This window comes from Rhizobium pisi (assembly GCF_003938655.1).
Classification (GTDB): Bacteria; Pseudomonadota; Alphaproteobacteria; order Rhizobiales; family Rhizobiaceae; genus Rhizobium; species Rhizobium pisi.
Genome location: NZ_RJJT01000016.1, coordinates 24,895 through 48,080, shown reverse-complemented (window position 1 = coordinate 48,080; position 23,186 = coordinate 24,895). Strand labels below are relative to the sequence as shown.

General features: G+C 61.7%; 27 protein-coding genes. 14 read left to right on the top strand and 13 right to left on the bottom strand.

The window, feature by feature from the left end:
• Positions 1-6 precede the first annotated feature (6 nt).
• A complete protein-coding gene (locus EFD55_RS22025; protein ID WP_125847355.1) occupies positions 7-1,017 on the bottom strand; it encodes an AAA family ATPase in 1,011 nt (336 codons plus the stop codon).
• Positions 1,018-1,175: 158 nt separating this feature from the next.
• Between EFD55_RS22025 and EFD55_RS22020 the strand changes: the two genes are divergently transcribed.
• Genes EFD55_RS22020 through EFD55_RS22010 form a run of 3 tightly spaced genes read left to right on the top strand, consistent with a single transcriptional unit; the run spans position 1,176 to position 3,696 of the window.
• Complete coding sequence (locus EFD55_RS22020; protein WP_125847354.1) at positions 1,176-1,799, top strand: DUF1285 domain-containing protein; 624 nt, start codon at positions 1,176-1,178, stop codon at positions 1,797-1,799.
• Positions 1,796-2,446 carry a CoA pyrophosphatase gene (locus EFD55_RS22015; RefSeq protein WP_125847352.1) on the top strand — a complete coding sequence of 217 codons (651 nt, stop codon included), beginning with the start codon at positions 1,796-1,798 and terminating at the stop codon, positions 2,444-2,446. Before EFD55_RS22020 ends, EFD55_RS22015 begins: the two co-directional genes overlap by 4 nt.
• On the top strand, positions 2,443-3,696 hold the full coding sequence (locus EFD55_RS22010; protein ID WP_125847350.1) for a CCA tRNA nucleotidyltransferase: 1,254 nt from the start codon (positions 2,443-2,445) through the stop codon (positions 3,694-3,696). Before EFD55_RS22015 ends, EFD55_RS22010 begins: the two co-directional genes overlap by 4 nt.
• 73 nt (positions 3,697-3,769) lie before the next feature.
• Here the strand turns inward: EFD55_RS22010 and EFD55_RS22005 are convergent, their stop codons facing one another.
• The 3 genes from EFD55_RS22005 to hemF form a co-directional block, all read right to left on the bottom strand.
• Positions 3,770-3,955 carry a DUF1059 domain-containing protein gene (locus EFD55_RS22005; protein WP_010029983.1) on the bottom strand — a complete coding sequence of 62 codons (186 nt, stop codon included), beginning with the start codon at positions 3,953-3,955 and terminating at the stop codon, positions 3,770-3,772.
• A gap of 112 nt (positions 3,956-4,067) precedes the next feature.
• Positions 4,068-4,331, bottom strand: coding sequence for a hypothetical protein (locus tag EFD55_RS22000; RefSeq protein ID WP_125847348.1), 264 nt, complete (start codon positions 4,329-4,331; stop codon positions 4,068-4,070).
• A 103-nt stretch (positions 4,332-4,434) separates the two neighbouring features.
• Positions 4,435-5,346 carry an oxygen-dependent coproporphyrinogen oxidase gene (gene hemF / locus EFD55_RS21995; protein ID WP_125847346.1) on the bottom strand — a complete coding sequence of 304 codons (912 nt, stop codon included), beginning with the start codon at positions 5,344-5,346 and terminating at the stop codon, positions 4,435-4,437.
• A gap of 177 nt (positions 5,347-5,523) precedes the next feature.
• Between hemF and EFD55_RS21990 the strand changes: the two genes are divergently transcribed.
• Complete coding sequence (locus EFD55_RS21990) at positions 5,524-5,784, top strand: hypothetical protein (RefSeq protein WP_125847344.1); 261 nt, start codon at positions 5,524-5,526, stop codon at positions 5,782-5,784.
• 3 nt (positions 5,785-5,787) lie between these two features.
• Here EFD55_RS21990 and EFD55_RS21985 read toward each other — a convergent pair whose 3' ends face one another.
• Together EFD55_RS21985 and EFD55_RS21980 are read right to left on the bottom strand one after the other, a co-directional pair.
• Complete coding sequence (locus EFD55_RS21985) at positions 5,788-7,434, bottom strand: Na/Pi cotransporter family protein (protein ID WP_125847342.1); 1,647 nt, start codon at positions 7,432-7,434, stop codon at positions 5,788-5,790.
• Positions 7,435-7,620: 186 nt separating this feature from the next.
• Positions 7,621-8,082, bottom strand: coding sequence for a tRNA (cytidine(34)-2'-O)-methyltransferase (locus EFD55_RS21980; RefSeq protein ID WP_125847340.1), 462 nt, complete (start codon positions 8,080-8,082; stop codon positions 7,621-7,623).
• Positions 8,083-8,468: 386 nt separating this feature from the next.
• Between EFD55_RS21980 and EFD55_RS21975 the strand changes: the two genes are divergently transcribed.
• Entirely contained in the window at positions 8,469-10,325 is a 1,857-nt protein-coding gene (locus EFD55_RS21975) for an ABC transporter ATP-binding protein (RefSeq protein ID WP_125847338.1), read from the top strand.
• 103 nt (positions 10,326-10,428) lie between these two features.
• Here EFD55_RS21975 and EFD55_RS21970 read toward each other — a convergent pair whose 3' ends face one another.
• Positions 10,429-10,659 (bottom strand): CopG family ribbon-helix-helix protein, encoded by a 231-nt coding sequence (locus EFD55_RS21970; RefSeq protein ID WP_125847336.1) that lies wholly within the window; start codon positions 10,657-10,659, stop codon positions 10,429-10,431.
• A gap of 163 nt (positions 10,660-10,822) precedes the next feature.
• Between EFD55_RS21970 and EFD55_RS21965 the strand changes: the two genes are divergently transcribed.
• Positions 10,823-12,736: an ABC transporter ATP-binding protein gene (locus tag EFD55_RS21965; RefSeq protein WP_125847334.1), complete on the top strand. Its 1,914-nt coding sequence runs from the start codon at positions 10,823-10,825 to the stop codon at positions 12,734-12,736.
• On the opposite strand, the gene EFD55_RS21960 is transcribed toward EFD55_RS21965, so the two are convergent.
• The gene (locus EFD55_RS21960; protein WP_125847332.1) at positions 12,692-13,624 is read right to left on the bottom strand and encodes an endonuclease/exonuclease/phosphatase family protein; all 933 of its coding nucleotides are present in this window, start codon (positions 13,622-13,624) and stop codon (positions 12,692-12,694) included. The two genes, EFD55_RS21965 and EFD55_RS21960, sit on opposite strands and share 45 nt — an antisense overlap.
• A gap of 287 nt (positions 13,625-13,911) precedes the next feature.
• On the opposite strand from EFD55_RS21960, the gene petA reads away from it, so the two are divergent.
• The 4 genes from petA (at position 13,912) to EFD55_RS21940 (ending at position 17,445) form a co-directional block, all read left to right on the top strand.
• Positions 13,912-14,490: a ubiquinol-cytochrome c reductase iron-sulfur subunit gene (petA, locus tag EFD55_RS21955; RefSeq protein ID WP_125847330.1), complete on the top strand. Its 579-nt coding sequence runs from the start codon at positions 13,912-13,914 to the stop codon at positions 14,488-14,490.
• A 14-nt stretch (positions 14,491-14,504) separates the two neighbouring features.
• Positions 14,505-15,773 (top strand): cytochrome b, encoded by a 1,269-nt coding sequence (locus EFD55_RS21950; RefSeq protein WP_125847328.1) that lies wholly within the window; start codon positions 14,505-14,507, stop codon positions 15,771-15,773.
• A 25-nt stretch (positions 15,774-15,798) separates the two neighbouring features.
• Complete coding sequence (locus EFD55_RS21945) at positions 15,799-16,683, top strand: cytochrome c1 (protein ID WP_125847326.1); 885 nt, start codon at positions 15,799-15,801, stop codon at positions 16,681-16,683.
• Between the two features lie 219 nt (positions 16,684-16,902).
• Positions 16,903-17,445 carry an adenine phosphoribosyltransferase gene (locus EFD55_RS21940; protein ID WP_125847324.1) on the top strand — a complete coding sequence of 181 codons (543 nt, stop codon included), beginning with the start codon at positions 16,903-16,905 and terminating at the stop codon, positions 17,443-17,445.
• 23 nt (positions 17,446-17,468) lie between these two features.
• Here the strand turns inward: EFD55_RS21940 and EFD55_RS21935 are convergent, their stop codons facing one another.
• Together EFD55_RS21935 and EFD55_RS21930 are read right to left on the bottom strand one after the other, a co-directional pair.
• Complete coding sequence (locus EFD55_RS21935; RefSeq protein ID WP_125847322.1) at positions 17,469-17,936, bottom strand: MaoC family dehydratase; 468 nt, start codon at positions 17,934-17,936, stop codon at positions 17,469-17,471.
• On the bottom strand, positions 17,933-18,403 hold the full coding sequence (locus EFD55_RS21930) for a MaoC family dehydratase (RefSeq protein WP_125847320.1): 471 nt from the start codon (positions 18,401-18,403) through the stop codon (positions 17,933-17,935). Before EFD55_RS21930 ends, EFD55_RS21935 begins: the two co-directional genes overlap by 4 nt.
• Positions 18,404-18,483: 80 nt before the next feature.
• On the opposite strand from EFD55_RS21930, the gene EFD55_RS21925 reads away from it, so the two are divergent.
• Entirely contained in the window at positions 18,484-19,557 is a 1,074-nt protein-coding gene (locus EFD55_RS21925; RefSeq protein ID WP_125847318.1) for a hypothetical protein, read from the top strand.
• A 74-nt stretch (positions 19,558-19,631) separates the two neighbouring features.
• Here EFD55_RS21925 and ychF read toward each other — a convergent pair whose 3' ends face one another.
• Positions 19,632-20,735, bottom strand: coding sequence for a redox-regulated ATPase YchF (ychF, locus tag EFD55_RS21920; RefSeq protein ID WP_125847316.1), 1,104 nt, complete (start codon positions 20,733-20,735; stop codon positions 19,632-19,634).
• Between the two features lie 153 nt (positions 20,736-20,888).
• On the opposite strand from ychF, the gene EFD55_RS21915 reads away from it, so the two are divergent.
• The 3 genes from EFD55_RS21915 to clpS all read left to right on the top strand — a co-directional run bounded on the left by EFD55_RS21915 (position 20,889) and on the right by clpS (position 21,960).
• Entirely contained in the window at positions 20,889-21,167 is a 279-nt protein-coding gene (locus EFD55_RS21915; protein WP_125847314.1) for an AbrB/MazE/SpoVT family DNA-binding domain-containing protein, read from the top strand.
• Complete coding sequence (locus EFD55_RS21910; protein WP_125847312.1) at positions 21,157-21,555, top strand: type II toxin-antitoxin system VapC family toxin; 399 nt, start codon at positions 21,157-21,159, stop codon at positions 21,553-21,555. The genes EFD55_RS21915 and EFD55_RS21910 overlap by 11 nt, the downstream gene beginning before the upstream one ends.
• Before the next feature lie 93 nt (positions 21,556-21,648).
• Entirely contained in the window at positions 21,649-21,960 is a 312-nt protein-coding gene (gene clpS, locus EFD55_RS21905) for an ATP-dependent Clp protease adapter ClpS (protein WP_125847310.1), read from the top strand.
• A gap of 11 nt (positions 21,961-21,971) precedes the next feature.
• Here clpS and EFD55_RS21900 read toward each other — a convergent pair whose 3' ends face one another.
• Together EFD55_RS21900 and pth are read right to left on the bottom strand one after the other, a co-directional pair.
• Positions 21,972-22,424: a GNAT family N-acetyltransferase gene (locus EFD55_RS21900; protein WP_125847308.1), complete on the bottom strand. Its 453-nt coding sequence runs from the start codon at positions 22,422-22,424 to the stop codon at positions 21,972-21,974.
• A gap of 4 nt (positions 22,425-22,428) precedes the next feature.
• Positions 22,429-23,160 (bottom strand): aminoacyl-tRNA hydrolase, encoded by a 732-nt coding sequence (pth, locus tag EFD55_RS21895; RefSeq protein ID WP_125847306.1) that lies wholly within the window; start codon positions 23,158-23,160, stop codon positions 22,429-22,431.
• Between the last annotated feature and the right edge of the window lie 26 nt (positions 23,161-23,186).

Genomic DNA, 23,186 nt, shown 5'->3' with positions numbered 1-23,186 from the left:
GCTTCCTTATCCCTTTGCCTGCCTGACCAGTCCGGCGATGACATCGCGCACCGACATGCCTTCGGCGCGGGCCGCGAAAGTCAGCGCCATGCGGTGCTGGAGAATGGGTTCGGCGAGCGCGAAGATATCGTCCAGGGACGGGGCGAGACGGCCTTCGTAGAGCGCGCGGGCACGCGCGCAGAGCATCATCGCCTGGCCGGCGCGCGGGCCAGGGCCCCAGGCGACGTTCTTGTCGGTCGAGGCATTGCCCTGTCCGGGACGGGCGGAGCGCACCAGCGAAAGAATGGCGTCGACCACCGTGTCGCTCACCGGCATCTGGCGCACCAGCGTCTGGATCTCGATCAGCCGCTGCGCATCGATGACGGCTTGCGGCCGGGTTTCGCTCAAGCCGGTCGTCTCGAGCAGGATCTGGCGCTCGGCGGCAAGCTCGGGATAGTTGACGTCGACCTGCAGCAGGAAGCGGTCGAGCTGGGCTTCGGGCAGGGGATAGGTGCCTTCCTGCTCCAGCGGGTTCTGGGTGGCAAGCACGTGGAAGGGCGCGGGCAGGTCGTAGCGCTGGCCGGCGATGGTGATGTGATATTCCTGCATGGATTGCAGCAGCGCCGACTGCGTGCGCGGCGAGGCGCGGTTGATTTCGTCGGCCATCAGAAGCTGGGCGAAGACCGGCCCCTTGACGAAGCGGAAGGAGCGGCGGCCGCTATCGTCCTGGTCCATCACCTCGGAGCCGAGAATATCCGAGGGCATCAGGTCGGGCGTGAACTGGATGCGGTTGGCGGCAAGACCGAGCACTTCGCCGAGCGTCGTCACCAGCCGGGTTTTGGCAAGGCCGGGAACGCCGACGAGCAGGGCGTGGCCGCCGGAGAGTACTGCGAGAATCGTGTTCTCGACCACGCCTTCCTGACCGAAGATCACCTTCGAGACTTCCACGCGGATGGCGGCGATATCGGAGAGCGCCCTTTCGGCGGCGGCGACGATCGCCTTTTCATCGAGGCTGGCTTCGGTCTTCATCATACCCACGGGCATCTCCAACGGCTGAAATCATTCGGCAGCGAATCGGCGGACTTATACATCTGCCTCATACTCGATAGAGTTATGGAGATGCGACGGGCTGACAAGTTCGTTGCGAATGACTATCTCGTGACTTTACTTCGTTAAGGACAAACCGGGACGGAAGAATGGCAGCCGAGGAAATCAGCGGACAGGCGGATGCGGCGGGGCTTGCCGCGCTGATTTCGCGCGCGTCCCAGGAAAACGGCGGCAAAAAACCAGGGTTACCGCCGGTGGAGCGGTGGAATCCGCCCTTCTGCGGCGATATCGACATGGAGATCAGGGCCGACGGCACCTGGTTCTACATGGGCACGCCGATCGGCCGGCCGGCGCTGGTGCGGCTGTTTTCGACGGTTTTGAGGAGGGACGAGGACGAGAAGACCTATCTCGTAACTCCTGTGGAAAAGGTTGGCATAAGGGTCGCCGACGCGCCGTTCGTCGCCGTGGAGATGAGCGTGACGGCGCGGGAGGGCTACCAGGTGCTGACATTCCGCACCAATGTCGGTGATGTCGTGGAGGCGGGAGGAGAGCATCGGCTGCGTTTTGCCATTGCCGGCGACAATGCCGAACTGAAACCCTACCTGCATGTGCGCGGGCGGCTGGAGGCGCTGGTGTCGCGTGCGGTGATGTATGAACTGGTCGCGCTCGGCGAGACACTCGATGTCGAGGGGCAGGCGATGTTTGCGGTCCGCTCCGCAGGCGAGGTCTTCCCTGTCATGCCGGCCGAAGAATTGGATGCGCTTTGCCGATGAACGATGCTATTGCCCAACGTTATCCGCTGTTTTCAGCGGCCGAATTCCGCCGTCGCGCGCTCAATCAGAGCGGCGGGCCGGTGGACCATGCCTGGCGCGATCACGGGGACCATATCCTCAACCCCGATATCGTGGCGGAGGTCGCGACCTTCAAGCTGCGCGATGCCGCCGTGCTCGTGCCCGTCGTCGACGACGGCGAGGAGGCGCATGTGATCTTCACCAAGCGCACGGCGACGCTGCGCAAGCATTCCGGGCAGATCGCCTTTCCCGGCGGCTCGATCGATCCCGCCGATGTCTCGCCTGAAATGGCGGCGATCCGCGAGACGGAGGAGGAGATCGGCCTTGCCGGCTCCTACGTCGAAACCGTCGGCCGGCTGCCGAACTATCTCGCCTCGACGGGCTTCCGCATCACGCCGGTGCTCGGCGTCGTCTCGCCGGGCTTCGCGCTGACGCCGAATCCGGCCGAGGTGGACGACGTGTTCGAGGTGCCGCTTTCCTTTTTGATGAACCCGGCCAATCACAGCCGCGACAAGCGCGTCATCGACGGCATCGACCGGCATTTCTACCGGATGCCCTATGAAACCAGGATGATCTGGGGCATTACCGCCGGCATCGTCCGCACGCTTTATGAAAGGCTTTATGCATGACCGGCCTTGCCGACCAAGCATGGTTCCGCGATCCGGCGCTCGGCCAGGTCTTGGCACTTCTCAACGCCGATGGCGGGGAAGGGCGCGTGGTGGGCGGCGCGGTGCGCAACAGCCTGATGGGGTTGCCGGTCAGCGATATCGACATCGCCACGACACTGACGCCCGAGATCGTCATGGAGCGGGCGGCTGCGGCTGGCGTCAAGGCGGTTCCAACGGGTATGCAGCACGGCACCGTGACGCTCGTCATCGATGGCAAGCCCTTTGAGGTGACGACGCTGCGCACCGACGTCGAGACCGACGGACGCCGTGCCAAGGTCGCCTTCAGCACCGACTGGAAGGCCGATGCCGAGCGGCGGGATCTGACGATCAATGCGCTCTATGCCGATGCCGAGGGCGAGGTGATGGATCTCGTCGGCGGGCTTGCCGACATCGAGACGCGCAACATCCGCTTCATAGGCGATCCGGCAACGCGCATCGCCGAGGATCATCTGCGCATCCTGCGTTTCTTCCGCTTCTTTGCTTATTACGGTTCCGGCCGGCCGGATGCCGAGGGGCTGAAGGCCTGTTCGGCGGCGCGCTCGAAACTGAAGGCGTTGTCGGCGGAGCGCGTCTGGTCGGAGCTTAGAAAGCTGCTCAGCGCCGACGATCCCGGCCGGGCGCTGCTCTGGATGCGACAGGTGGCGGTGCTGACGGAAATCCTGCCGGAAACGGAACGATGGGGGATCGATGCGATCCCGTCGCTGGTCGCCACCGAAAAGGCGCTCGGCTGGGCGCCCGATCCGCTGCTGCGCCTTGCGGCGATCGTGCCGCCCGATGCCGCACGGCTGGAGGCGCTTGCGGCCCGGCTGAGACTCTCGAATGCGGAAGCGGCCACCCTCAATGCCTGGGCAATGGCTGCACCGGTCAATGACGAAATCTCGTCGGCCGCCTTTGAGCGGCTGCTTTATCGCAACGGCACAGACGGCATCACGACACGGCTGAAGCTGGCGCTCGCCGTTGCGCGCGGCAAGGCCGAAGGCGATCTTTCCGAAATGGCGCGCACGGCGCGGCTCATCAAGCTGCTTCAACTGGCGGTGAACTGGAAGAAACCGGCATTTCCTGTGAATGGCGGCGACGTCATCTCGGCCGGCATCGCCTCTGGTCCGCGTGTCGGCGAACTGTTGGCGGCGTTGGAAAACCAGTGGGTGGAGGAAAACTTCGCTTCCGATCGGGCGGCATTGCTCGCCCGGTTGCAGGAGCGCGTGCAATAGGCAATGCGGCGTCGCATCCGGTGGATGCGGCGCGGCTCGAGCCTCTGATATCGCTGCTGTCTGCCATCGGCAATCAGGCTGCGGTCGCCTCGTCGCGGATGCGGGCCTTGATGTTGTCGACCATGTTTTCGCGGATGGTCGTTTCGCCGTGGGCGGTCTTCAGGTGCTCGACGGCGCGGCGGACGACTTCCGCGTCATTGTCTGCCCGGGTGTGCCAGGCGCAGCCTGGAACGAGCGTGCCGCATTCGAAAAGTCGCATGGTTTTCTCCTCTGTCTGAAACGCAACGGCCAATGCGTTTTCACGCGATTGATGAATGTACGTGGGAAGAGAAGGTTCCGGCCGGCATCAGGTGTCGACCGGAGAAGGTCTTTCAATCGGGCATTGCCCAGGCTTTGTAGGTATCCGAGAGATGGCGGGGCATGTTGCTGTTGGCTGCCTCTTTCTGCAGTTCTTCCGGCGACTTTCCGCCGGCCAGCTGCAGTTTGACCTGCTCGATGAAGCAGGAGAGAGGCAAATCCGAGCCGCTCTTGGCTCTCAGTTGCTCGGCGATGCGCGTCAGGAATTCCGGCGTGTCGATCACGCGGGGTGTTTCCTGAACATTCGTGGATACAGGCGAGCCGCTTTGTATCGTCATGACAATCCTCCTCCGATTGTTACGCACATGCATATAAAGTTAGGACGCACTGAATTTTTATGAAGGTACCTCACTTCGAATTTATCGACGAGATCTCACAGTTTCACGGCCAGCGGACGACGGGGGGCAGCGAGGAGAGAATGGATTCGACGTTGCCGCCGGTCTTCAGGCCAAAGATCGTGCCGCGATCATACAGCAGATTGAATTCGACGTATCGGCCCCGGCGGATCAATTGTTCGTCACGGTCGGCCTCCGTCCACATCTTATTGAAGTTGGAGCGGACGATCTTCGGGTAGACCATGGCGAAGGCCCGGCCGACATCGCGCGTGAAGGCGAAATCGGCATCCCAGCCGCCGGCTTCCTCGCTCGAATGCAGCCAGTCGTAGAAGATGCCGCCGATGCCGCGCGGCTCGTTGCGGTGCTTCAGGAAGAAATAGTCGTCGCACCAGGCCTTGTAGGCATCGTAATCGGCGATCGCATGGTTGCGGCAGGCGATTTCCATGGCCTTGTGGAAGAGCTGGCTGTCCTCATCCTCCTGCGTGCGGCGGCGCGACAGCACCGGCGTCAGATCGGCCCCGCCGCCGAACCAGCGGCTCGTGGTGACGACCATTCGGGTGTTCATATGCACCGCCGGAACGTTGGGATTGACGGGATGGGCGATCAGGGAGATGCCGGAGGCCCAGAAACGCGGATCCTCCTTGGCGCCGGGGATCTGCGCCCGGAAATCCGGGGAGAACTCGCCATGGACCGTCGAGGTGTGAACGCCGACCTTCTCGAAGACGCGGCCTTCCATCATCGACATCAGGCCGCCGCCGCCCGCGCCGTTTTCGCGCGACCAGTCCTTGGCGACGAAGCGGCCGGGTTCCTGGTCGGAGAGCGGGCCTTCCAACTCGTCTTCGAGGGCCTCGAAGGAGGCGCAGATCGTATCGCGCAGCCCTTCGAACCAGCTGCGGGCAGCCGCCTTCTTCTCTTCGATATCCTCAGGCAAGCCGATCGGCAGTTCCGGTCTTTCCATTTACGCCTCCAGCGGCCGGCATCCATTGCGGACGCGACTCGCTCATTCCTTGTTGTCGGCCACATCTAGCAGGTGGCGCCGCATCTCGCCAAGCCGAGGCGGGCGAGTGTCAGCCTTCGAGATTCGACTCGCAAAGCGAGGAATTCGATACTACTTTTTCCCCAAGAGGTAGGTTTGATGGCAAAAATTCCAGGACCCCCGTCCTTCGACGGCCTGAAGCGCAGAATGGCGAAACACCGGGCGGAAAATCCTGCCCGCAAGAAAGACCATTTCGTGCGTGAGACATATTGCCTCGGCCTGATCGACGCGCGCGCCAAGGCGCGCGAATGGTTCGACGAATATCCGAAAGCGGCTTATTGGACCGAGGTGGAAAGCTGGCGCCAGCTTGATGGCGACCGGATCGAATTCACCATGCGCCGCCTGCCTTCGGCGGACTGACCGTCACTCCGCCGCGCTCCGCACGCGGCTTTCGATCAGCAGGCCGCTTTCATCCATGATCGGATGCGCTACCGAGACGATATGGGCGTTGATCCGCTTCAGGTCGCGCAGCATATCGAGATGCAGGGAACTCGTCTGCAGACTGTCAGCACGGCCGTCACGCAGGCGTTCGAGATGATGCTCGGCCGACTGTTTTTCCATCCGTCGCACCTCGACCTTCACCTCCATCATCTGGCGTGCGAGATTGAAATCGCGGGTAACGAAGATCGTCTGACCGACGCGCAGATTATCGATCGTCAGATCGAACAGCTTTCGTAGTTCCTGGTGGCCGTCTTCGGAAAATTTGAGCCCGAGCGAGATTTTCTTCGACACCTGCTCCGAGAGGCCCTTCTCGATGATGTCGCCCATATGTTCGAGGTTGATCGCGTAATCGATGACGACGATCGAGCGGCGGGCGTTTTCGTCGCTGAGGCCTTCACGGCCGAGCTTGGAGAGATAGACCTTCACGGCCTGCTGCAGCCGGTCGACGCGCTCCTCGAGGGCTGCAATCTCGGAAAGTCTCGACGCGTCGCTATGTTCGAGAGCTTCGGAGACCCGCATCAGCATGCGCTCGATGAGGTCGCCGATGCCGAGCACTTCGCGGGTGGCGCTGGCAAGGGCAATGACGGGCGTCGAAAGTTCATTCGCATCCAGATATTTGGGCGCGTTGTCGGGCTCGGCCTGATCCGGCACAAGTCGGGCCATCAGGGCGGCGAGCGGCCGGGAGACGGGCCAGGCGAATGCGGCGAGCAGAAGGTTGAAGGCAAGATGGGCATCGACCGGCAGCTTGGCAGGCCCGAAGGGCAGCATCTGGATGAGTTCCGCGCCGTAACCTGCGAGCGGCAGCGCGATGATGCATCCGAGCGTGCGGATTGCGAGATTGCCGATGGTGACGCGTCGTGCCGAGGCCGGACCTGATAGTGTCGCGACAACAGGCGGTATGGCGCCGCCGAGATTGGCGCCCAGCACGAGCACGATGACGAGTTCGGCTGAAATGAGCCCGGCCGAGGCGAGCGACAGGATGAGCACCACCACCGCGAGGCTTGATGAAGACACGAAGGCAAGGGCTGCCGAAAAGAGCAGCGCCACGGGCAAGGCACCGTCCAGCAGGCCGATGAAGGCGGCAAGCGCCGGAGAAGCGCGCATCGGCTCCGTCGCAAGGTCAAGGAGATGCAGCGACAACAGCATCAGGCCGATGCCGATCAGCGCGCCGCCGCCGCCCTGACGGGTGCTGGAGCGGCCACGGCAAAGCACGATGCCGGCCAGGATCAGCAGCGGGGAGAGCCATTCGATGCCCGTCGCCACGATCCAGGCGGTGATCGCCGTGCCGACATTGGCGCCGAGCAGGACGATCTGCGCCATGCGCGGCTTGATCAGATCACGCTCGACGAAGGATGCGGTCATCAGCGCCGTTGCCGTCGAGCTTTGCAGGGCGACGGTCGCCACGAGCCCCGACAGGAAGGAACGAAAGCCGCTGCGCGTCCCGGTCGCAAGACCCGTTCTGAGCCGTGCGCCGAAGGCTCTGGACACCCCATCCTTCACCTGCGCAAGGCCGAACAGCAGCAGAGCCACGGCGCCGAACAGGTTGATCATGGTAACGGTGGAATCCATGTCTTGTTTTTATTCTTCTTTCATCTGTCGAAGGGACGCGAACCGACGGACAATCTTCTCAAGCCGTTGAAATTATAGGAGGCAATCGGCATTTTTGATTGCTCGGCTAATAAATATAACGCAGTTCCGCGGCTTGGCAACGTCATTTTGCGAGCTGGGCGGCAATTCCGCTGAAGCCGGTGCCGATCAGATCCAGACGGTCTGGCGCATCGCCTCGCCGACGATCATCGCTGCCGAGACTGCGACATTGATGGACCGCTGGCCCTCGACCATCGGGATCAGGATGCGGGCATCGGCCTTTTCATGCACATGGTCCGGCACGCCGGCGCTTTCGCGGCCGAAAAGCAGGATGTCGTCCGAACGGAAGGCAAAATCGGTATAGCGCTCCGCAGCCTTGGTCGAGGCAAGGATCAGGCGGCGACCGGTTGCGGCGCGCCATGCCTCGAAATGATCCCAGCTGACATGGCGGGTCAGCGCTGCGGCGGCGATATAATCCATGCCAGCGCGTTTCAGGTTGCGGTCGGAAACGTCGAAGCCGGCGGGCTCGATCAGGTCCACGGCGAAACCGAGGCAGGCGGCAAGACGCAGGATCGTGCCGGTATTGCCGGGGATATCCGGCTGGTAGAGTGCCAATCTGAGGTTCGTCATCTATGCGCCGTTTGTTTCGTTCCGACGCGAGAGGCCTAATGCAACTGTGATTTCGGCGCAACAGGGCGCGGTTTGGCCCAGAAACAGTCAATTTGCGCCATCACGGGGCTGGAAGTTTCCCGCTTTTCGCGTTATGGATGCACGTCTTCAATCGCCAGCAGGGAGGGCCACATGAATATTTTGCTCATTATGCGCCTTCCCGCCGTGATGCCGATCAAGGCGACATGGCGCCGCTAGAGCGGGCTTCTTTCTAAAAATCCCCCTTTTGATCCATTGCGCGGCTGTTTAAGCCTCGCCCTTAGAACGTCCGGTTCCCATATTTGCTTGCGTAGCGCTGGGATGGCGCGAAGCCGGGAGCCGGAACGCTGACGTTTCGGAGCAATTTCATGTTTGGCTGGTTCGAACAGAGACTCAATCCCTTTCCGAGCGAGGAGCCTGTCGCCCCTCCGAAGGGTCTCTTTGCCTTTTGCTGGCACTACAGCAAACCGGCAGCGCCTTGGCTCGGGCTGATGGCCGTGCTGACGGCGCTGATTGCCGTCGGTGAAGTGGCGCTCTTCCAGTTCCTCGGCGACATCGTCGACTGGCTGACCAATGCCGACCGCGCCACCTTCCTGCAGGCGCAAGGCCATAAGCTTTTCTGGATGGCGGCGCTGGTGCTCGTCGGCTTGCCGCTGGCGGCCGGTCTCGATTCGCTCATCATGCACCAGATGATGCTCGGCAATTATCCGATGATCGCACGCTGGCAGATGCACCGCTTTCTGCTGCGCCACAGCATGACGTTCTTCGCCAACGAGTTTGCCGGGCGTGTCGCCACCAAAGTGATGCAGACCTCGCTTGCCGTGCGCGAAACGGTGATGAAGATCCTCGACGTCTTCGTCTATGTGGTCACCTACTTCCTGACGATGATCATCGTGATTGCCGCGGCCGACTGGCGGCTGATGATCCCGATCCTCGTCTGGCTCGCCGTCTATATCGGCATCGTTTCCTATTTCGTGCCGCGGCTTCGCAAGATCGCGGCCGCGCAGGCCGATGCGCGCTCGATGATGACGGGGCGCGTGGTCGACAGCTATACCAACATCGCGACCGTCAAGCTGTTCTCGCATGCGGGGCGCGAGGAGGTCTATGCCAAGGAGGGCATGGACGAGTTCCTGCAGACCGTGCACAAGCAGATGCGCAAGGTGACGCTTTTCCACATCAGCGTCTACCTGAACAACTGCGTTGCGCTCTTCGTCGTATCGGGCCTGTCGATCTGGTTCTGGCTGAACGGGGCAATCTCGGTCGGCGCGATTGCCATCGCCATCGGTCTTGCCATGCGCGTCAACGGCATGTCGCAATGGATCATGTGGGAAGTCTCGGCGCTGTTCGAGAATATCGGCACGGTCTATGACGGCATGGAGATGATGAGCAAACAGCACGACATCGTCGACAAGCCGGGCGCACCCACCCTGACGGCTAAGAAGGGTGCGATCCACTACGACCGCATCCGCTTCCACTACGGCAAGAGCAAGGGCGTCATCGACAATCTGTCGCTCGACATCAAGGCGGGCGAGAAGGTGGGGCTGGTCGGCCGCTCCGGCGCCGGCAAGACGACGCTGATGAACCTGCTGCTGCGTTTCTACGACCTGGAAGCCGGCCACATCACCATCGACGGGCAGGATATATCAGGCGTCTCGCAGGAGAGCCTGCGTTCGCTGATCGGCGTGGTGACGCAGGATACCTCGCTGCTGCACCGTTCGATCCGCGACAACATCGCCTACGGCCGGCCGGAGGCGACCGACGCCGAGGTGATCGAGGCGGCCAAGCGCGCCAATGCCTGGGAGTTCATCGAAGGGCTCGTCGACATGCAGGGGCGTGCAGGCCTTGACGCCCAGGTCGGCGAACGCGGCGTCAAACTGTCAGGCGGCCAGCGGCAGCGCATCGCGATCGCCCGCGTCTTCCTGAAGGACGCGCCGATCCTGGTGCTCGACGAGGCGACCTCGGCGCTCGATTCGGAAGTCGAGGCGGCGATCCAGGAGAACCTATTCGCCCTGATGGAGGGCAAGACGGTGATCGCGATCGCCCACCGGCTTTCGACGCTGACGGAGATGGACCGGCTGATCGTGCTCGACAAGGGGCGGATCATCGAGGCCGGTTCGCACAGCGAACTGATCGAGAGCGGCGGCATCTATGCCGACCTCTGGAACCGCCAGTCCGGCGGCTTCCTCTCCGATCACGCCGAGGAGGCGGAAGAGGCGGCGGAATAACGATAGGCCCTCCCCGGGGAAGCGGGGAGGGCCTATCGAATTCTTAGGCTTTGAGCTTACAGGGCGGTTGCTGAAGACCTGAACCGCGCCTGCCTCTTTTCATTCAAAGGCTGTCGGCCCAGTCGATCACCCGGTGATGCTCGACAAGAACGATGGTGTTGGCGGCGGCGATCGTGCGCAGCGCTGTAATGCGGCGGCGCTCCTCGCGGTCGAGCCAGGTGGTGATGGCTTCGGTCACGATCTCGTCGCGCGGCTGCGCCAGGTCGATCGCCATGGCATCGAGCCTTTCTGCAAGCGGAATCGGAATATGCGCATCAAGCATTTTCGTTTCCATCGACCTTCTCTCCGGTGAAGCGCGATCGTATCGTCAGATTGTGACGGGTTCGGGAGCAATCAATGGCGATGCCGCCGATGTTACCGATAATTACGAAAATATAAGGTTGCGTCCGCTTTTCATTCCCTTTGCCGCTCCCCTCAATCCGCCTATATCGTTTTCCATGTTCTTGAGCCCCATCCTTCGCCTGTTCGAAACCTGGATCGATCCTTTCCGTCCGCGCGCCAATCTCCAGCCGCCGCGCTCGACGCTCGGATTCATCCGGTTCTATATCGGCCAGGCGAAGATGCCTTTCATCGCCATGCTCATTCTCGGCGGCGCATCGGCGGCCATCGAGGCCGCGCTCTTCTGGTTCGTCGGCCGGCTGGTCGACATTCTCGCCAGCATCACGCCCGGCGCCGGTTGGAGCGGCCTGCTCGCAGCTCATGGCAGTGAGCTGTTCGGCATGCTCGCCTTGATCGGGATCGTGCGTTTCGTCATTGCCTTCCTGATCGCGCTGGTCGATCAGCAGGTGATCACGCCCGGCTTCTACAATCTAGCACGTTGGCAATCCTATCTCCATGTCTCAAGACAGTCATTGTCGTTCTTTCAGAGCGATTTCTCCGGGCGCATCGTCACCAAGGTCTGGTCGGCCGGGCAGGCAACCGGCGATCTCGTCACGTCGCTGATGGAAAGCGTGTGGTTCGTCGGCATTTATGCGGTAACGACATTGGTGCTCGTCGCCCGGCTGGACCTTTCCCTTGCCGCCGTCGTTCTGTTCTGGCTCGGCGCTTTCAGCCTGCTTGCCCGGCATTTCGTTCCGAGGATCCGCCGTCATTCCCGCGAAACGGCGGAAGCCGGATCGATGCTGAACGGGCGGATGGTCGATTCCTACAGCAACATGCAGACGCTGAAGCTCTTTGCGCGCGACGAAGAGAGCGACCGCTATATGCGGCAGGGCTTCGACATCTATCAGGACACGGTGCTGCGTTTCACACGCTTCATCACCGGTGTCAGGGCCTCCATGGCGCTGCTCTCCGGCCTGATGATCGTGACGATGGCGGGCTTGAGCGTCGATCTCTGGCTGCGCGGCCTGGTCAGCTCCGGCGCGGTGGCATTCTCGCTGGCGCTGGTGCTGCGGCTGAATTTCCTGCTCGGGCGGCTGATGACGCAGTTCAACGGCATCATGCGCAATCTCGGCACCATCCAGAACTCCGCCGAACTGATCTCCCAGCCGCTGGGCCTCGTCGATCGGCCCGGTGCCAAGAGCCTGGTGATCCGGCAGCCCGGCATCCGCTTCGACAATGTTTCCTTCCATTACGGCAAGGATCACCAGCCCGTCGTCGAGAATTTCTCCCTGACCATACGCCCGGGCGAGAAGGTCGGCATCGTCGGCCGGTCGGGCGCGGGAAAATCGACGCTGATGAACCTGCTGCTGCGCCTATATGATATCCAGGGCGGCCGCATCCTCGTCGACGGCCAGGATATATCGGCCGTGACGCAGGAATCGCTCAGGACGCAGATCGGCGTCGTCAGCCAGGACACCTCGCTGCTGCATCGCTCGGTGCGCGACAACATCCTGTTCGGGCGGCCGGATGCCGGCGAGGAGCGGCTGGTCGAGGCGGCCCGGCGCGCCGAGGCGATCGATTTCATTTCCCGCCTGCAGGACCAGCAGGGCCGCAAAGGCTTCGATGCGCATGTCGGCGAGCGCGGTGTCAAACTGTCGGGAGGGCAGCGGCAGCGTATCGCCATTGCCCGCGTCATGCTGAAGGACGCGCCGATCCTCGTGCTCGACGAGGCGACCTCGGCGCTCGATTCGGAAGTGGAAGAGGCGATCCAGTCCAATCTCCATCGGATCATGGAGGGCAAGACGGTGCTGGCGATCGCACACCGCCTGTCGACGATCGCTGCGCTCGACCGGCTGATCGTCGTCGATCTCGGCCGCATCATCGAAGAGGGAAGCCACGACGAATTGCTTTCCCGCGGCGGGCTCTATGCCGAACTCTGGGCGCGCCAGTCCGGCGGCTTCCTCGCGGCGGACGAGGATCAGGGCTCAGGGGTCGACGACGAATTCCGCCAAGAGGCCAAAATGATTTGATCCGAAGCTGTTTTCGATGCGGTGGACCGATTTCAGCCGGAGAGGCGCTTTGCTGAAGACGTGATCGATCGGAATGCCGAAGGGACCGGCGCGGATCGGCCATGTCGCGGGCTCCAGCGATGCCGTGCCAAGGCCCTGGCGGCGCATGAGATACTGCACGTCGGGCGCTAGAATCGACGTGTTGAAATCGCCGGCAAGAACGAGTGGTCCGGGCAGGGAAGGGATGATCTCGTCGAGATCTTCGATCTCAAGGCCGTGGAATTCGTCATAATAGGGTTTGGTCAGGTGCGCGGCGAGGAAATTGACCTTCCGGCCGTCGAAATCGATCGTCGAGACCGTTAGCCGGTTGCGCCAGAGCAGGCCGAGGTTGCGGATGCGGGGTTCGATCAGCGGGCGCTTCGACAGAACGAGCGTATCGCATTGCTCCATGCCGACGCCGCAGCCGATGTAATAGGGATAGGTCTTCAAGAGCCGCGGCAGTTCCGACAGCAGCGGTTCTGCCTCCAGGATGTTGACGACGTCGGCGCCCGAGGCGATGACCATGTCGGCGATGCCAGGGCCGTTTGCGAAATTATCGTTTTCGATATTGAAGGACAGCAGCCGGAAGAGAGCGGGACGGTTCTCGTCGACCGCGGGCTGGACGAATTCGCGCGTCATCACGACGCCGTGGGCGGCAAGGACCAGCGAGACGCCGAGTGTCAGAAAGCCATACCAGTGCCGCTTGACGACAACAGCCGCGATGGACGCGGCCGCCGCAGCTACCGCCAGGTGGAGCTGGAAGCTGTAAAAGAAGGAAAGCAGATAGAAATCTTTGACATAGCGCAGCGAGACGACGGCGAGGACGAGGGTCGTGAGGACGCTGAATACGCAATAAATCGTGTCTCTCATCCGCTCCGGTCCGGCTTGCTGGCGTGATTGCGACAGCGCCTATCACGGCGGCCTTTTTGTTGCAACGCAACATAATAACAAGCGGGTGTTTGCCTTAAAAATTTCATCGGAAATTTCCCGCGACATTGTGCCCTCATCCCCTTGTCAAGGCTGGACATAATTTGCGATCAAGCATAGAACGCGCCGGATTGCCGGGGAATCTATGGCCGAATTGTGTCCAGAGAGATTCGCCGGTAAAGGGGGCGGGGCGGAATTCCGCGACAATTTGCGCAGAGGATGGATAAGCCGTGAGCGAACACGTAACGACAAGCGAGGCTTCAGCAGAGCCCACTCGCCGTGATTTCCTTTATCTCACCACTGGTATGGCGGGTGCTGTCGGCGCCGTTTCGCTCGCATGGCCGTTCATCGACCAGATGCGTCCGGATGCGTCGACCTTGGCGCTCGCTTCCATCGAAGTCGATGTCGCGAGCCTTACGCCCGGCATGTCCCTGACGGTCAAGTGGCGCGGCAAGCCGATCTTCATCCGCAACCGCACGCCGGAAGAAGTCAAAGCCGCAGCCGACGTTGCGCTGTCGGACCTCAAGGATCCGATCGCCCGCAATGCGAACCTTCCGCCCGACGCTCAGGCAACGGGTGTTGACCGTTCGGGCGGCAAGGACAAGGAAAACTGGATCGTCATGGTCGGCACCTGCACCCATCTCGGCTGCGTTCCGCTCGGCCAGGCCGGCGAGTACAATGGTTGGTTCTGTCCCTGCCATGGCTCGGTCTACGATACGGCCGGCCGCATCCGGAAGGGTCCTGCGCCGCAGAACCTGGCGATTCCGACCTTTTCATTTGTGTCCGATACAAAAATCAAGATCGGTTGAGGGGAGACTGATTCATGAGTGGCCATTCCAGCTACGAGCCATCAACCGGCTTGGAAAAATGGGTCGATGCGCGCCTTCCGCTGCCGCGCATGGTCTATGACAGCTTCATTGCGTACCCGGTTCCGCGGAACCTGAACTACGCCTACACCTTCGGCGCCATGCTTGCCGTCATGCTGATCGTGCAGATCCTGACGGGCGTCGTGCTCGCCATGCATTACGCCGCCGACACGTCGATTGCGTTCAACTCCGTTGAAAAGATCATGCGCGACGTCAATCACGGCTGGCTGCTGCGCTATCTGCATGCCAACGGCGCATCCTTCTTCTTCGTCGCCGTCTACCTCCACATCGCCCGTGGTCTCTACTACGGTTCCTACAAGGCGCCGCGCGAAATCCTCTGGATCCTCGGCGTGGTCATCTACCTCCTGATGATGGCGACCGGCTTCATGGGCTACGTTCTGCCCTGGGGTCAGATGTCCTTCTGGGGCGCGACCGTCATCACCGGCTTCTTCTCGGCCTTCCCGATGGTAGGCCAGTGGATCCAGCAGTTCCTGCTCGGCGGCTTTGCCGTGGACCAGCCGACGCTGAACCGCTTCTTCTCGCTGCACTACCTGTTGCCCTTCATGATCGCCGGCGTCGTCGTCCTGCACATCTGGGCGCTGCACGTCACCGGCCAGACGAACCCGACGGGCGTCGAGGTCAAGACGAAGACCGATACGGTGCGCTTCACGCCCTATGCGACGATGAAGGATGCGCTTGGTGTTTCCGTCTTCCTGCTGGTCTACGCCTATTTCGTCTTCTACCTGCCGAACTTCCTCGGCCATGCCGACAACTACATCCCGGCCGACCCGTTGAAGACGCCGGCCCACATCGTTCCGGAATGGTACTTCCTGCCGTTCTACGCGATGCTGCGTTCGATCACCTTCAACATCGGCCCGATCGACTCCAAGCTCGGCGGCGTGCTCGTGATGTTCGGTGCGATCATCGTACTGTTCTTCCTGCCCTGGCTCGATACTTCGAAGGTGCGTTCGGCGGTCTATCGCCCCTGGTACAAGCTGTTCTTCTGGCTGTTCGTGCTCAACGCGATCATCCTCGGCTGGCTGGGTTCGCAGCCTGCGGAAGGCCTGTTCACCACGATCTCGCAGATCTGCACGCTCCTCTACTTCGCCTTCTTCCTGGTCGCGATGCCGGTTCTCGGTCTGGTGGAAACACCGCGCCGCATTCCGAATTCGATCACCGAAGCGGTCCTCGAAAAGCGCAACAAGGTTGCTGCGGCCACGGCCTGAGCGAGCGACGGGAAGGAATAGAAATATGAAAAAGCTTGTTGCAAGCATTCTCTCGCTCGCTGTTGCTGCCGCTCTCGGCAGCGCAGCCCTGGCCGAGGAGGCGACGCCCGCCAAGGGTGCCGCTCCGGCCCATCACGAGGAAGGTGCTACGCCGCACTATCCGCTGAAGGAGCCGAGGGAGCAGGAATGGACTTTTGCCGGTCCGTTCGGCCATTACGACAAGGGCCAGCTCCAGCGCGGCCTCAAGGTCTACACTGAAGTCTGTTCCGCCTGCCATTCGATGAACCTCGTGCCCTTCCGCACGCTCGACGAGCTCGGCTATTCCGAGGCGCAGGTGAAGGCTTTCGCGGCGAATTACGAAGTTCAGGACGGCCCGAACGCCAGCGGCGAGATGTTTACCCGCAAGGCGGTCCCTTCCGATCACTTCCCGTCGCCGTTCCCGAATGCAGAGGCGGCAGCCGCTTCCAACAACGGCGCGGCTCCGCCTGACTTTTCGCTGATCGCCAAGGCTCGCGAAGTCGAGCGCGGCTTCCCGCGGTTCGTCTTTGACATCTTCACGCAGTATCAGGAAAACGGCCCTGATTACATCTACTCGCTGCTGACGGGCTATGAAGAGCCGCCGGCCGGTTTCCAGGTGCCGCAGGGCGCACATTACAATCCGTATTTCCATGCGGCTGCCGCCTTTGCCATGCCGAAGCCGCTTTCCGACGGCCAGGTGACCTATGACGACGGCGCGCCGCAGACCGTCGACCAGTATGCCAAGGACGTCTCCTCCTTCCTGATGTGGGCCGCCGAGCCGCATCTCGAGGAGCGCAAGCGCACCGGCTTCATGGTCATGATCTTCCTGGCGATCTTCACGGTGCTGATCTACCTGACGAAACGCTCGGTCTACGCCAACAAGGACCACTAAGCGTTCTTGACGGAATTCGAAAGGCGGCTTGCGGGCCGCCTTTTTTGTTGGTTCTGCCCTTGGCAATTGATAGGGTGCAGCCAGTTTCATGCCCTAGAGCGCGTGGCGATCTTTCAGATTGGCTTGCCACGCTTTAGGATTTTGGTTTTGCGACATGTCGTGAGCGCAAAACCGCTGCACACATTTGCGCGACATGCTTTAGCAGAATATGGACTTTCCATGGACAATACGACGTCGGAGCTCGCAGCCAGCATTCGCTCCATTCCCGACTACCCCAAGCCCGGGATTATTTTCCGTGACATCACCACGTTGCTCGGCAACCCTCGCGCATTCCGCCGGGCGGTCGACGAACTCGTGCAGCCCTATGCCGGTACGAAGATCGACAAGATCGCCGGCATGGAGGCGCGGGGCTTCATCCTCGGCGGCGCGGTGGCGCACCAGCTTTCCTCGGGCTTCGTGCCGATCCGCAAGAAGGGCAAGCTGCCGCACGACACCGTGCGCATCGCCTACAGCCTGGAATACGGTGTCGACGAGATGGAGATGCACCGCGACGCGGTTCAGCCGGGCGAAAAGGTGATCCTGGTCGACGACCTGATCGCCACCGGCGGCACGGCCGTTGGTGCGACGAAGCTGCTGCGCCAGATGGGCGCCGAGGTGGTCGGCGCCTGCTTCGTCATCGATCTGCCGGATCTCGGCGGCCGCAAGAAGCTGGAAGAACTCGGCGTCGTCGTGCACACGCTGGTCGAATTTTCCGGGCACTGAGCTCCGATCCGATACGGGCGGCGTCAGTCGAATTCGAGGACGCCGCTTTCGAAGCGCATGACGGGATCACCGTTCTGATTGACGCCTTCGCAGAGAATGGTGTTGAGATGCCAACCCGGCCGCGATGCGAGCGGCCGGCTGGAGAGGAAGGCGACGGAATAGGTGATGACGTCGCCCGCGAAGACCGGCCGCAGCCATTGCAGTTTCTGAAAACCGGGCGAGGGGCCGAGATTCGGCGCCGTCAGGCCCTGTTCCGCAAGTGCGACGCGCTGCCTTTCCCAAAAGGCGAGGAAGGTCTGCATCCACGCGGCCGTGGTGTGCCAGCCCGAGGCGCAAAGGCCGCCGAAGAGGGTGTCTTTCGCGGCTTCCTTGTCGACATGAAAACGCTGCGGGTCGTAGCGTTTAGCGAAGCGGATGATATTTTCCTCGGTAAAGGCATAGCTGCCGATCTCGCCCTTCTCGCCGACGGCGTAAAGTTCCGACATCCTCATGCTGACAGCTCCGAGCCGGGACGCATCCGGATCATCACCGAATTCTCCGAGACGCAGACGAGTTCGCCGCGCTGGTTTTCCAGCTCGTGGCGGAACTTGACGATGCCCATGCCGGGGCGAGAGCGCATCGGCCGGGCTTCGAGCACGAGAGACTGACCCTGCAGCCTGTCGCCTGCAAGCACCGGCTTTCGCCATTCCATCACGTCGATGCCCGGCGCGCCTTCACAAAGCGCGTTCACGATATAGCTGTCGGCCATCATGCGCATGAGCATCGCGGAGGTATGCCAGCCCGAGGCGGCAAGTCCGCCAAGGATGCTGGCGCGGCCGGCGGCTTCGTCGATATGCATCGGCTGCGGGTCGAATTCGCTGGCAAACTCGATGATTTCCTCGGCGAGCACCAGCTTGGGGCCGAGGGGAAAGCGGCGGCCGGGTTCGAAATCCTCCAGGGACAGCTTTTCTGCCGACATTCGCTCCTCCGCCATATCAAGCGCACAATGCTTACAATAGCATCCACGCGGGCTCAATGATTCCGGGGAGATAAACCGGCATGACGGAACTGAGGTCGATACTCGACGAGGCGGCGCGCGAAGGGCTGATTTCGCCGGAGGCGGGCGGGCGGCTTCTGCCGTTCCTGATTGCGCGCGGCGTGGCCGTCGCCGGGGTGCAGCCGGCAATGGCGGCCGAGGGGCAAGCCTGGTCGGATACGGAGACGCCGCGTTTCGTGCGCGGGTTCCACGACGTGCTGATTACCATCGGTGTCGTCGTCGCGCTCGCCGGCCTCTGGGGCCTTGCGCCGCTTTACGCCGTGCCGCCGGCTATCCTCGTGCTTTCGGAAATCCTGGTGCGCCGCCAGCGGCTCGCCTTGCCGGCCGTCAGCCTGACGATCGCGCTGCTTTGCTGGACATTTTTACTGATGTCCCGCGTCTTCACGCCGTGGACTTCCGAAATCGGGGCTGATCTGACGCAGTTCGTTGCCGGCTTCCCGATCCTTCTCGGTGTCTACTATGCCCGCTATCGCGTGCCCTTGTCGCTGGCGCTCGCCATCATGTCGACGCTTGCCTTGGTGCTCACCCTGCTTTTGCGCCTGGTGCAATGGCTAAGCGGCAATCCCGCATTTTTCGTCGATCACCTTGCATTGCTAGCATTGATCGCGCTCATCTGCGCGCTCGGTCTCTTCGCGATGGCGCTCTATTTCGATCTCGGCGACCGGCTGCGCCGGACGACGCGCTCGGATATCGCTTTCTGGCTGCATCTCGGCGCGGCACCCGCGCTGCTCTACAGCACCGTTTCCCTGCTGTCTTTCGGAGAAGGCGGTCGTATCTTCGACTTGGCGAACATGTCCGCCCGGACGCCCGTGGTCGTCGCGACCGTGGCAGCGCTGATGCTGATCGGTCTCATCATTGACCGCCGCGCCTTCGTTACCTCGGGGCTGCTGTCGCTCGGCGTTGCGATCTTCAGTGTCTTCCGGCACGGAAGCGCGACTGTTGACACTTACATCTTCACGACGCTGATCGTCGTTGGGGCTATCGTGCTCGTCATCGGAACAGGATGGATGCCGCTTCGGCGGCTGGTGCTCAGGGCACTGCCGCCGGCAATCGCAAACAGGCTGCCGCCCGGTTGAGGCGGCAGCCTGTTCTAGAAAATGGTCAGAGCATGATGTGCCCGAAAACCTCTCACAGTTTTCGGCGTCATGCTCTAGGTGTTGAAGCGGAAGTGAATGACGTCGCCGTCCTGGACGACATATTCCTTGCCTTCGTCGCGCGCCTTGCCGGCATCTTTCGCGCCGACTTCGCCGTTGTATTTGATGTAATCGTCATAGGCGATGGTGTTGGCGCGGATGAAGCCGCGCTCGAAATCCGAATGGATGACGCCGGCTGCCTGCGGTGCCTTGGTGCCGCGCTCGATCGTCCATGCGCGCGTTTCTTTCGGGCCGACGGTGAAGTAGGTGATGAGGTGGAGCAGCTTGTAGCCGGCCCGGATCAGCCGGTCGAGGCCTGCCTCGTCAAGGTCGAGGGCGGAGAGGAATTCCTTGGCTTCCTCTTCGGCAAGCTGGGCGACCTCAGCTTCGATCGCCGCCGAAATGATGACGGTTTCGGCACCCTGTTCCCTCGCCATGACGGCGACGGATTCGGTGAATTCATTGCCGGTCGACGCATCGCCTTCGGCGACGTTGCAGACGTAGAGCACCGGATGCGAGGTCAGCAGGTTGAGGCCCTTGAGGATGGCGATCTCCTCGGCGTCGAGCGTTGACAGCAGCGTGCGCACCGGCTTGCCTTCGTTCAAGAGCTTCAGCGAGGCTTCCATGATCGGAAGCATCGCCATCGAATCCTTGTCCTTGCTGGTGGCGCGCTTGCGCGTCTGCTCGGTGCGCCGCTCCAGGCTTTCGAGGTCGGCAAGCATCAGCTCGGTCTCGATCGTCTCGGCGTCGGCCACAGGATTGATGCGGCCCTCAACATGGGTGATGTCGCTGTCTTCGAAGCAGCGCAGCACATGCACGATGGCATCGACTTCGCGGATATTGGCGAGGAACTGGTTGCCAAGGCCTTCACCCTTCGAGGCGCCGCGCACGAGGCCGGCGATATCGACGAAGGAGATGCGCGTCGGGATCAATTCCTTAGACTTGGCGATGTCGGCAAGTTTGCGCATGCGCGGATCGGGCACGGCAACTTCGCCGGTGTTCGGTTCGATCGTGCAGAAGGGATAGTTCGCCGCCTGCGCGGCCGCCGTCTTGGTGAGCGCGTTGAAGAGGGTCGATTTGCCGACGTTCGGCAGACCGACGATGCCGCATTTGAAGCCCATGGCTTGATCCATATCTATTGGTAACTTTGCCCTGCCTATGCGGGAATGACCGTCCCGGGTCAAGGGTTCGCAACATGAATTGAAAATCCAGCAACGCTTGGCTTGAAAGTAAGGCGATATAACCTTACTTTCAGAGCAAAGGATATCTGGAACATGTCAACTCTCACGGTGACGGCAAAGGGGCAGGTTACCCTGAAAAAGGAGGTGCTTCAGCACCTCGGGGTCAGGCCCGGCGACAAGATCGATGTCGATCTCCTGCCTGGCGGCAAACTCGAGGTCGTCGCCGTGGAAAGGCGGCCGGTCGCAGGTTCGGTGGAAAGCTTCTTCGGAAGTCTGGACAACAAAGAGAATATCCATGCGACTCTCGAGGAGATCGACGAGGCCATAAAGGCGGGTTGGGCGGGCGAGATCGGCATCGGCGATGATCGTTGACACGAATGTGCTCGTGCGCGCGGCCGTGCACGACGATCCTAAACAAACTGAGCGCGCAAGGGTATTCATGCGCGAGGCCGAACGGCTATTCGTTTCCAATCTAACGTTTTGCGAATTCGTCTGGGTCGTAGGCCGGATCTATCGCAAGAGCGCTTCCGAGATATCAGCGGCCATCCGACTGCTGATATCAGATAGGAAGGTTGTCTACGACAGAGTTGCCGTCGAAGCCGGACTATCTTTTCTCGATGCCGGCGGGGACTTCGCCGATGGCATCATCGTCTTCGAAGGTCGCAGGCTCGGCGGCGAAATATTCGCGACCTTCGACAGGAAGGCTGTCGCGATCCTCGAAAAAGCTGGGCGAGATTGCCTCCTGTTGTCCGCAGAGTGAGATCAACGTCATTGAACTGCCGTGCTGACGGTGCAATATAGTCCGGCGGATGTTTCTTCCGCCTTTTCATGTCATCAACGGGTGGATTTTCCGATGAGTGACAATGACGTTGTCCTGAAACCGAAGACCAAGGTGAAGCCGAAGCTGGATAAGCCGAAGCTCTACAAGGTCATCCTCGTCAACGACGATTATACGCCGCGCGAATTCGTCATCGTGATCCTGAAGGTCGTCTTCCGCATGAGCGAGGAGACCGGCTATCGGGTGATGATGACAGCGCACAAGCTCGGTTCCTGCGTGGTCGTGGTCTGCGCCAGGGATATTGCCGAGACCAAGGCCAAGGAGGGCATCGACCTTGCCAAGGAGATGGGCTTCCCGCTGATGTTCACCACCGAGCCCGAGGAATAGAGCCCATGGGCTCAGAGCCGGCGGATCTGGTAGCCGGTCTTGTCCTGGGCAAAGCCGCAATTCTCATAGAAGCGTAGCGTCGCCGGGTTCTTGGAGCCGGTGAGCAGCATCACCTTGTAGCAACCGTTGTTCCAGGCCTCGGTGGCCGCATGGTCGATGACGGCGCGGGCATAACCGCGCTGGCGATGATCGGCATGGGTGACGACGTTTTCGATGAGCGCATAGGGAGCGCCGCCCCGCGTCAGGTTCGGCACGACGACGAGCGTGACGGTGGCCACGGCAAGATCGCCTACAAAGCCGATAAATACGGCCATGCCGGGCTGGGCGAGGATGGCGGAGAAACGTTCCTCGGCCACAGTCCCGTCGAGAATGGGGTCGGTCGGGTTCAGATGATGGTAGAGGACAGTCAGCCCGGGAAGATCGCCGGCAGTGGCGGGGCGGATGGTGAAATCCTGGTCCGGCACCGGCTCAGTCTCCCTTGCCGCCGAACATCTTCTTCAACATGTCGGCCATCGGCCCGGTGGCCGGCAGCTTCGGCTGGTTGTTGTTGCGGGCCTGGCGGATATGCGACTGGCCGGCTGGCTTCTTGTCGCTGTCCTTGCCTTCCTTCCGCGGCTTCTCCTCCTCGGCCTTGCCGCCGAGCGCCAGCGCGATCTTGTTCATCAGCTGCGAATCCTCGTTTCGCACCAGCATGTCGGCATTGTCGGCAAGCGCGTCGAGAAGCGGCTCCAGCCAGACCTTGTCAGCCTTGGCGAAATCGCCGAGCACATGGTTCTGCACCATTTCCTTGACGCCGGGATGGCCGATGCCGAGGCGCAGCCGCCGGTATTCCTTGCCACAATGGGCGTCCAGCGACTTGATGCCGTTATGGCCGCCATGACCGCCGCCGGTCTTCAGCCGCGCCTTGCCCGGGAGCAGGTCGAGTTCGTCGTAGATTGCGACAAGGTCAGCGGGCTGGAGCTTGTAGAAGCGCATGGCCTCGCCAACGGACTCGCCGGAGAGGTTCATGAAGGTCTGCGGCTTGATCAGCAGCACTTTCTCGCCGGCAATCTCGCCTTCGGCAATCTCGGCCCGGAACTTCTTCGACCAGGGCGAGAAGCTGTGACGCCGATGGATGGCATCGACGGCCATGAAGCCGATATTGTGGCGGTTGCCGGCGTATTTGCCGCCGGGATTGCCGAGACCCGCGATGATCAGCATGGCCTGTCTTTCCTCGCTTGAGCATG

Excerpts from the sequence above, each read along its gene's own strand:
- EFD55_RS21985 (WP_125847342.1), bottom strand. The coding sequence starts at position 7,434 with ATGGATTCCACCGTTACCATGATCAACCTGTTCGGCGCCGTGGCTCTG.
- pth (WP_125847306.1), bottom strand. The coding sequence starts at position 23,160 with ATGCTGATCATCGCGGGTCTCGGCAATCCCGGCGGCAAATACGCCGGC.
- EFD55_RS21925 (WP_125847318.1), top strand. The coding sequence starts at position 18,484 with ATGACGGAACTGAGGTCGATACTCGACGAGGCGGCGCGCGAAGGGCTG.
- EFD55_RS21940 (WP_125847324.1), top strand. The coding sequence starts at position 16,903 with ATGGACAATACGACGTCGGAGCTCGCAGCCAGCATTCGCTCCATTCCC.
- EFD55_RS21965 (WP_125847334.1), top strand. The coding sequence starts at position 10,823 with ATGTTCTTGAGCCCCATCCTTCGCCTGTTCGAAACCTGGATCGATCCT.
- EFD55_RS22005 (WP_010029983.1), bottom strand. The coding sequence starts at position 3,955 with ATGCGACTTTTCGAATGCGGCACGCTCGTTCCAGGCTGCGCCTGGCAC.
- EFD55_RS22020 (WP_125847354.1), top strand. The coding sequence starts at position 1,176 with ATGGCAGCCGAGGAAATCAGCGGACAGGCGGATGCGGCGGGGCTTGCC.
- EFD55_RS21945 (WP_125847326.1), top strand. The coding sequence starts at position 15,799 with ATGAAAAAGCTTGTTGCAAGCATTCTCTCGCTCGCTGTTGCTGCCGCT.
- ychF (WP_125847316.1), bottom strand. The coding sequence starts at position 20,735 with ATGGGCTTCAAATGCGGCATCGTCGGTCTGCCGAACGTCGGCAAATCG.
- EFD55_RS21915 (WP_125847314.1), top strand. The coding sequence starts at position 20,889 with ATGTCAACTCTCACGGTGACGGCAAAGGGGCAGGTTACCCTGAAAAAG.
- EFD55_RS22015 (WP_125847352.1), top strand. The coding sequence starts at position 1,796 with ATGAACGATGCTATTGCCCAACGTTATCCGCTGTTTTCAGCGGCCGAA.
- EFD55_RS22000 (WP_125847348.1), bottom strand. The coding sequence starts at position 4,331 with ATGACGATACAAAGCGGCTCGCCTGTATCCACGAATGTTCAGGAAACA.
- EFD55_RS21980 (WP_125847340.1), bottom strand. The coding sequence starts at position 8,082 with ATGACGAACCTCAGATTGGCACTCTACCAGCCGGATATCCCCGGCAAT.
- EFD55_RS21950 (WP_125847328.1), top strand. The coding sequence starts at position 14,505 with ATGAGTGGCCATTCCAGCTACGAGCCATCAACCGGCTTGGAAAAATGG.
- EFD55_RS21910 (WP_125847312.1), top strand. The coding sequence starts at position 21,157 with ATGATCGTTGACACGAATGTGCTCGTGCGCGCGGCCGTGCACGACGAT.
- EFD55_RS21970 (WP_125847336.1), bottom strand. The coding sequence starts at position 10,659 with ATGGAAACGAAAATGCTTGATGCGCATATTCCGATTCCGCTTGCAGAA.
- EFD55_RS21960 (WP_125847332.1), bottom strand. The coding sequence starts at position 13,624 with ATGAGAGACACGATTTATTGCGTATTCAGCGTCCTCACGACCCTCGTC.
- EFD55_RS21975 (WP_125847338.1), top strand. The coding sequence starts at position 8,469 with ATGTTTGGCTGGTTCGAACAGAGACTCAATCCCTTTCCGAGCGAGGAG.
- EFD55_RS21930 (WP_125847320.1), bottom strand. The coding sequence starts at position 18,403 with ATGTCGGCAGAAAAGCTGTCCCTGGAGGATTTCGAACCCGGCCGCCGC.
- clpS (WP_125847310.1), top strand. The coding sequence starts at position 21,649 with ATGAGTGACAATGACGTTGTCCTGAAACCGAAGACCAAGGTGAAGCCG.
- EFD55_RS21935 (WP_125847322.1), bottom strand. The coding sequence starts at position 17,936 with ATGAGGATGTCGGAACTTTACGCCGTCGGCGAGAAGGGCGAGATCGGC.
- hemF (WP_125847346.1), bottom strand. The coding sequence starts at position 5,346 with ATGGAAAGACCGGAACTGCCGATCGGCTTGCCTGAGGATATCGAAGAG.
- EFD55_RS21990 (WP_125847344.1), top strand. The coding sequence starts at position 5,524 with ATGGCAAAAATTCCAGGACCCCCGTCCTTCGACGGCCTGAAGCGCAGA.
- EFD55_RS22010 (WP_125847350.1), top strand. The coding sequence starts at position 2,443 with ATGACCGGCCTTGCCGACCAAGCATGGTTCCGCGATCCGGCGCTCGGC.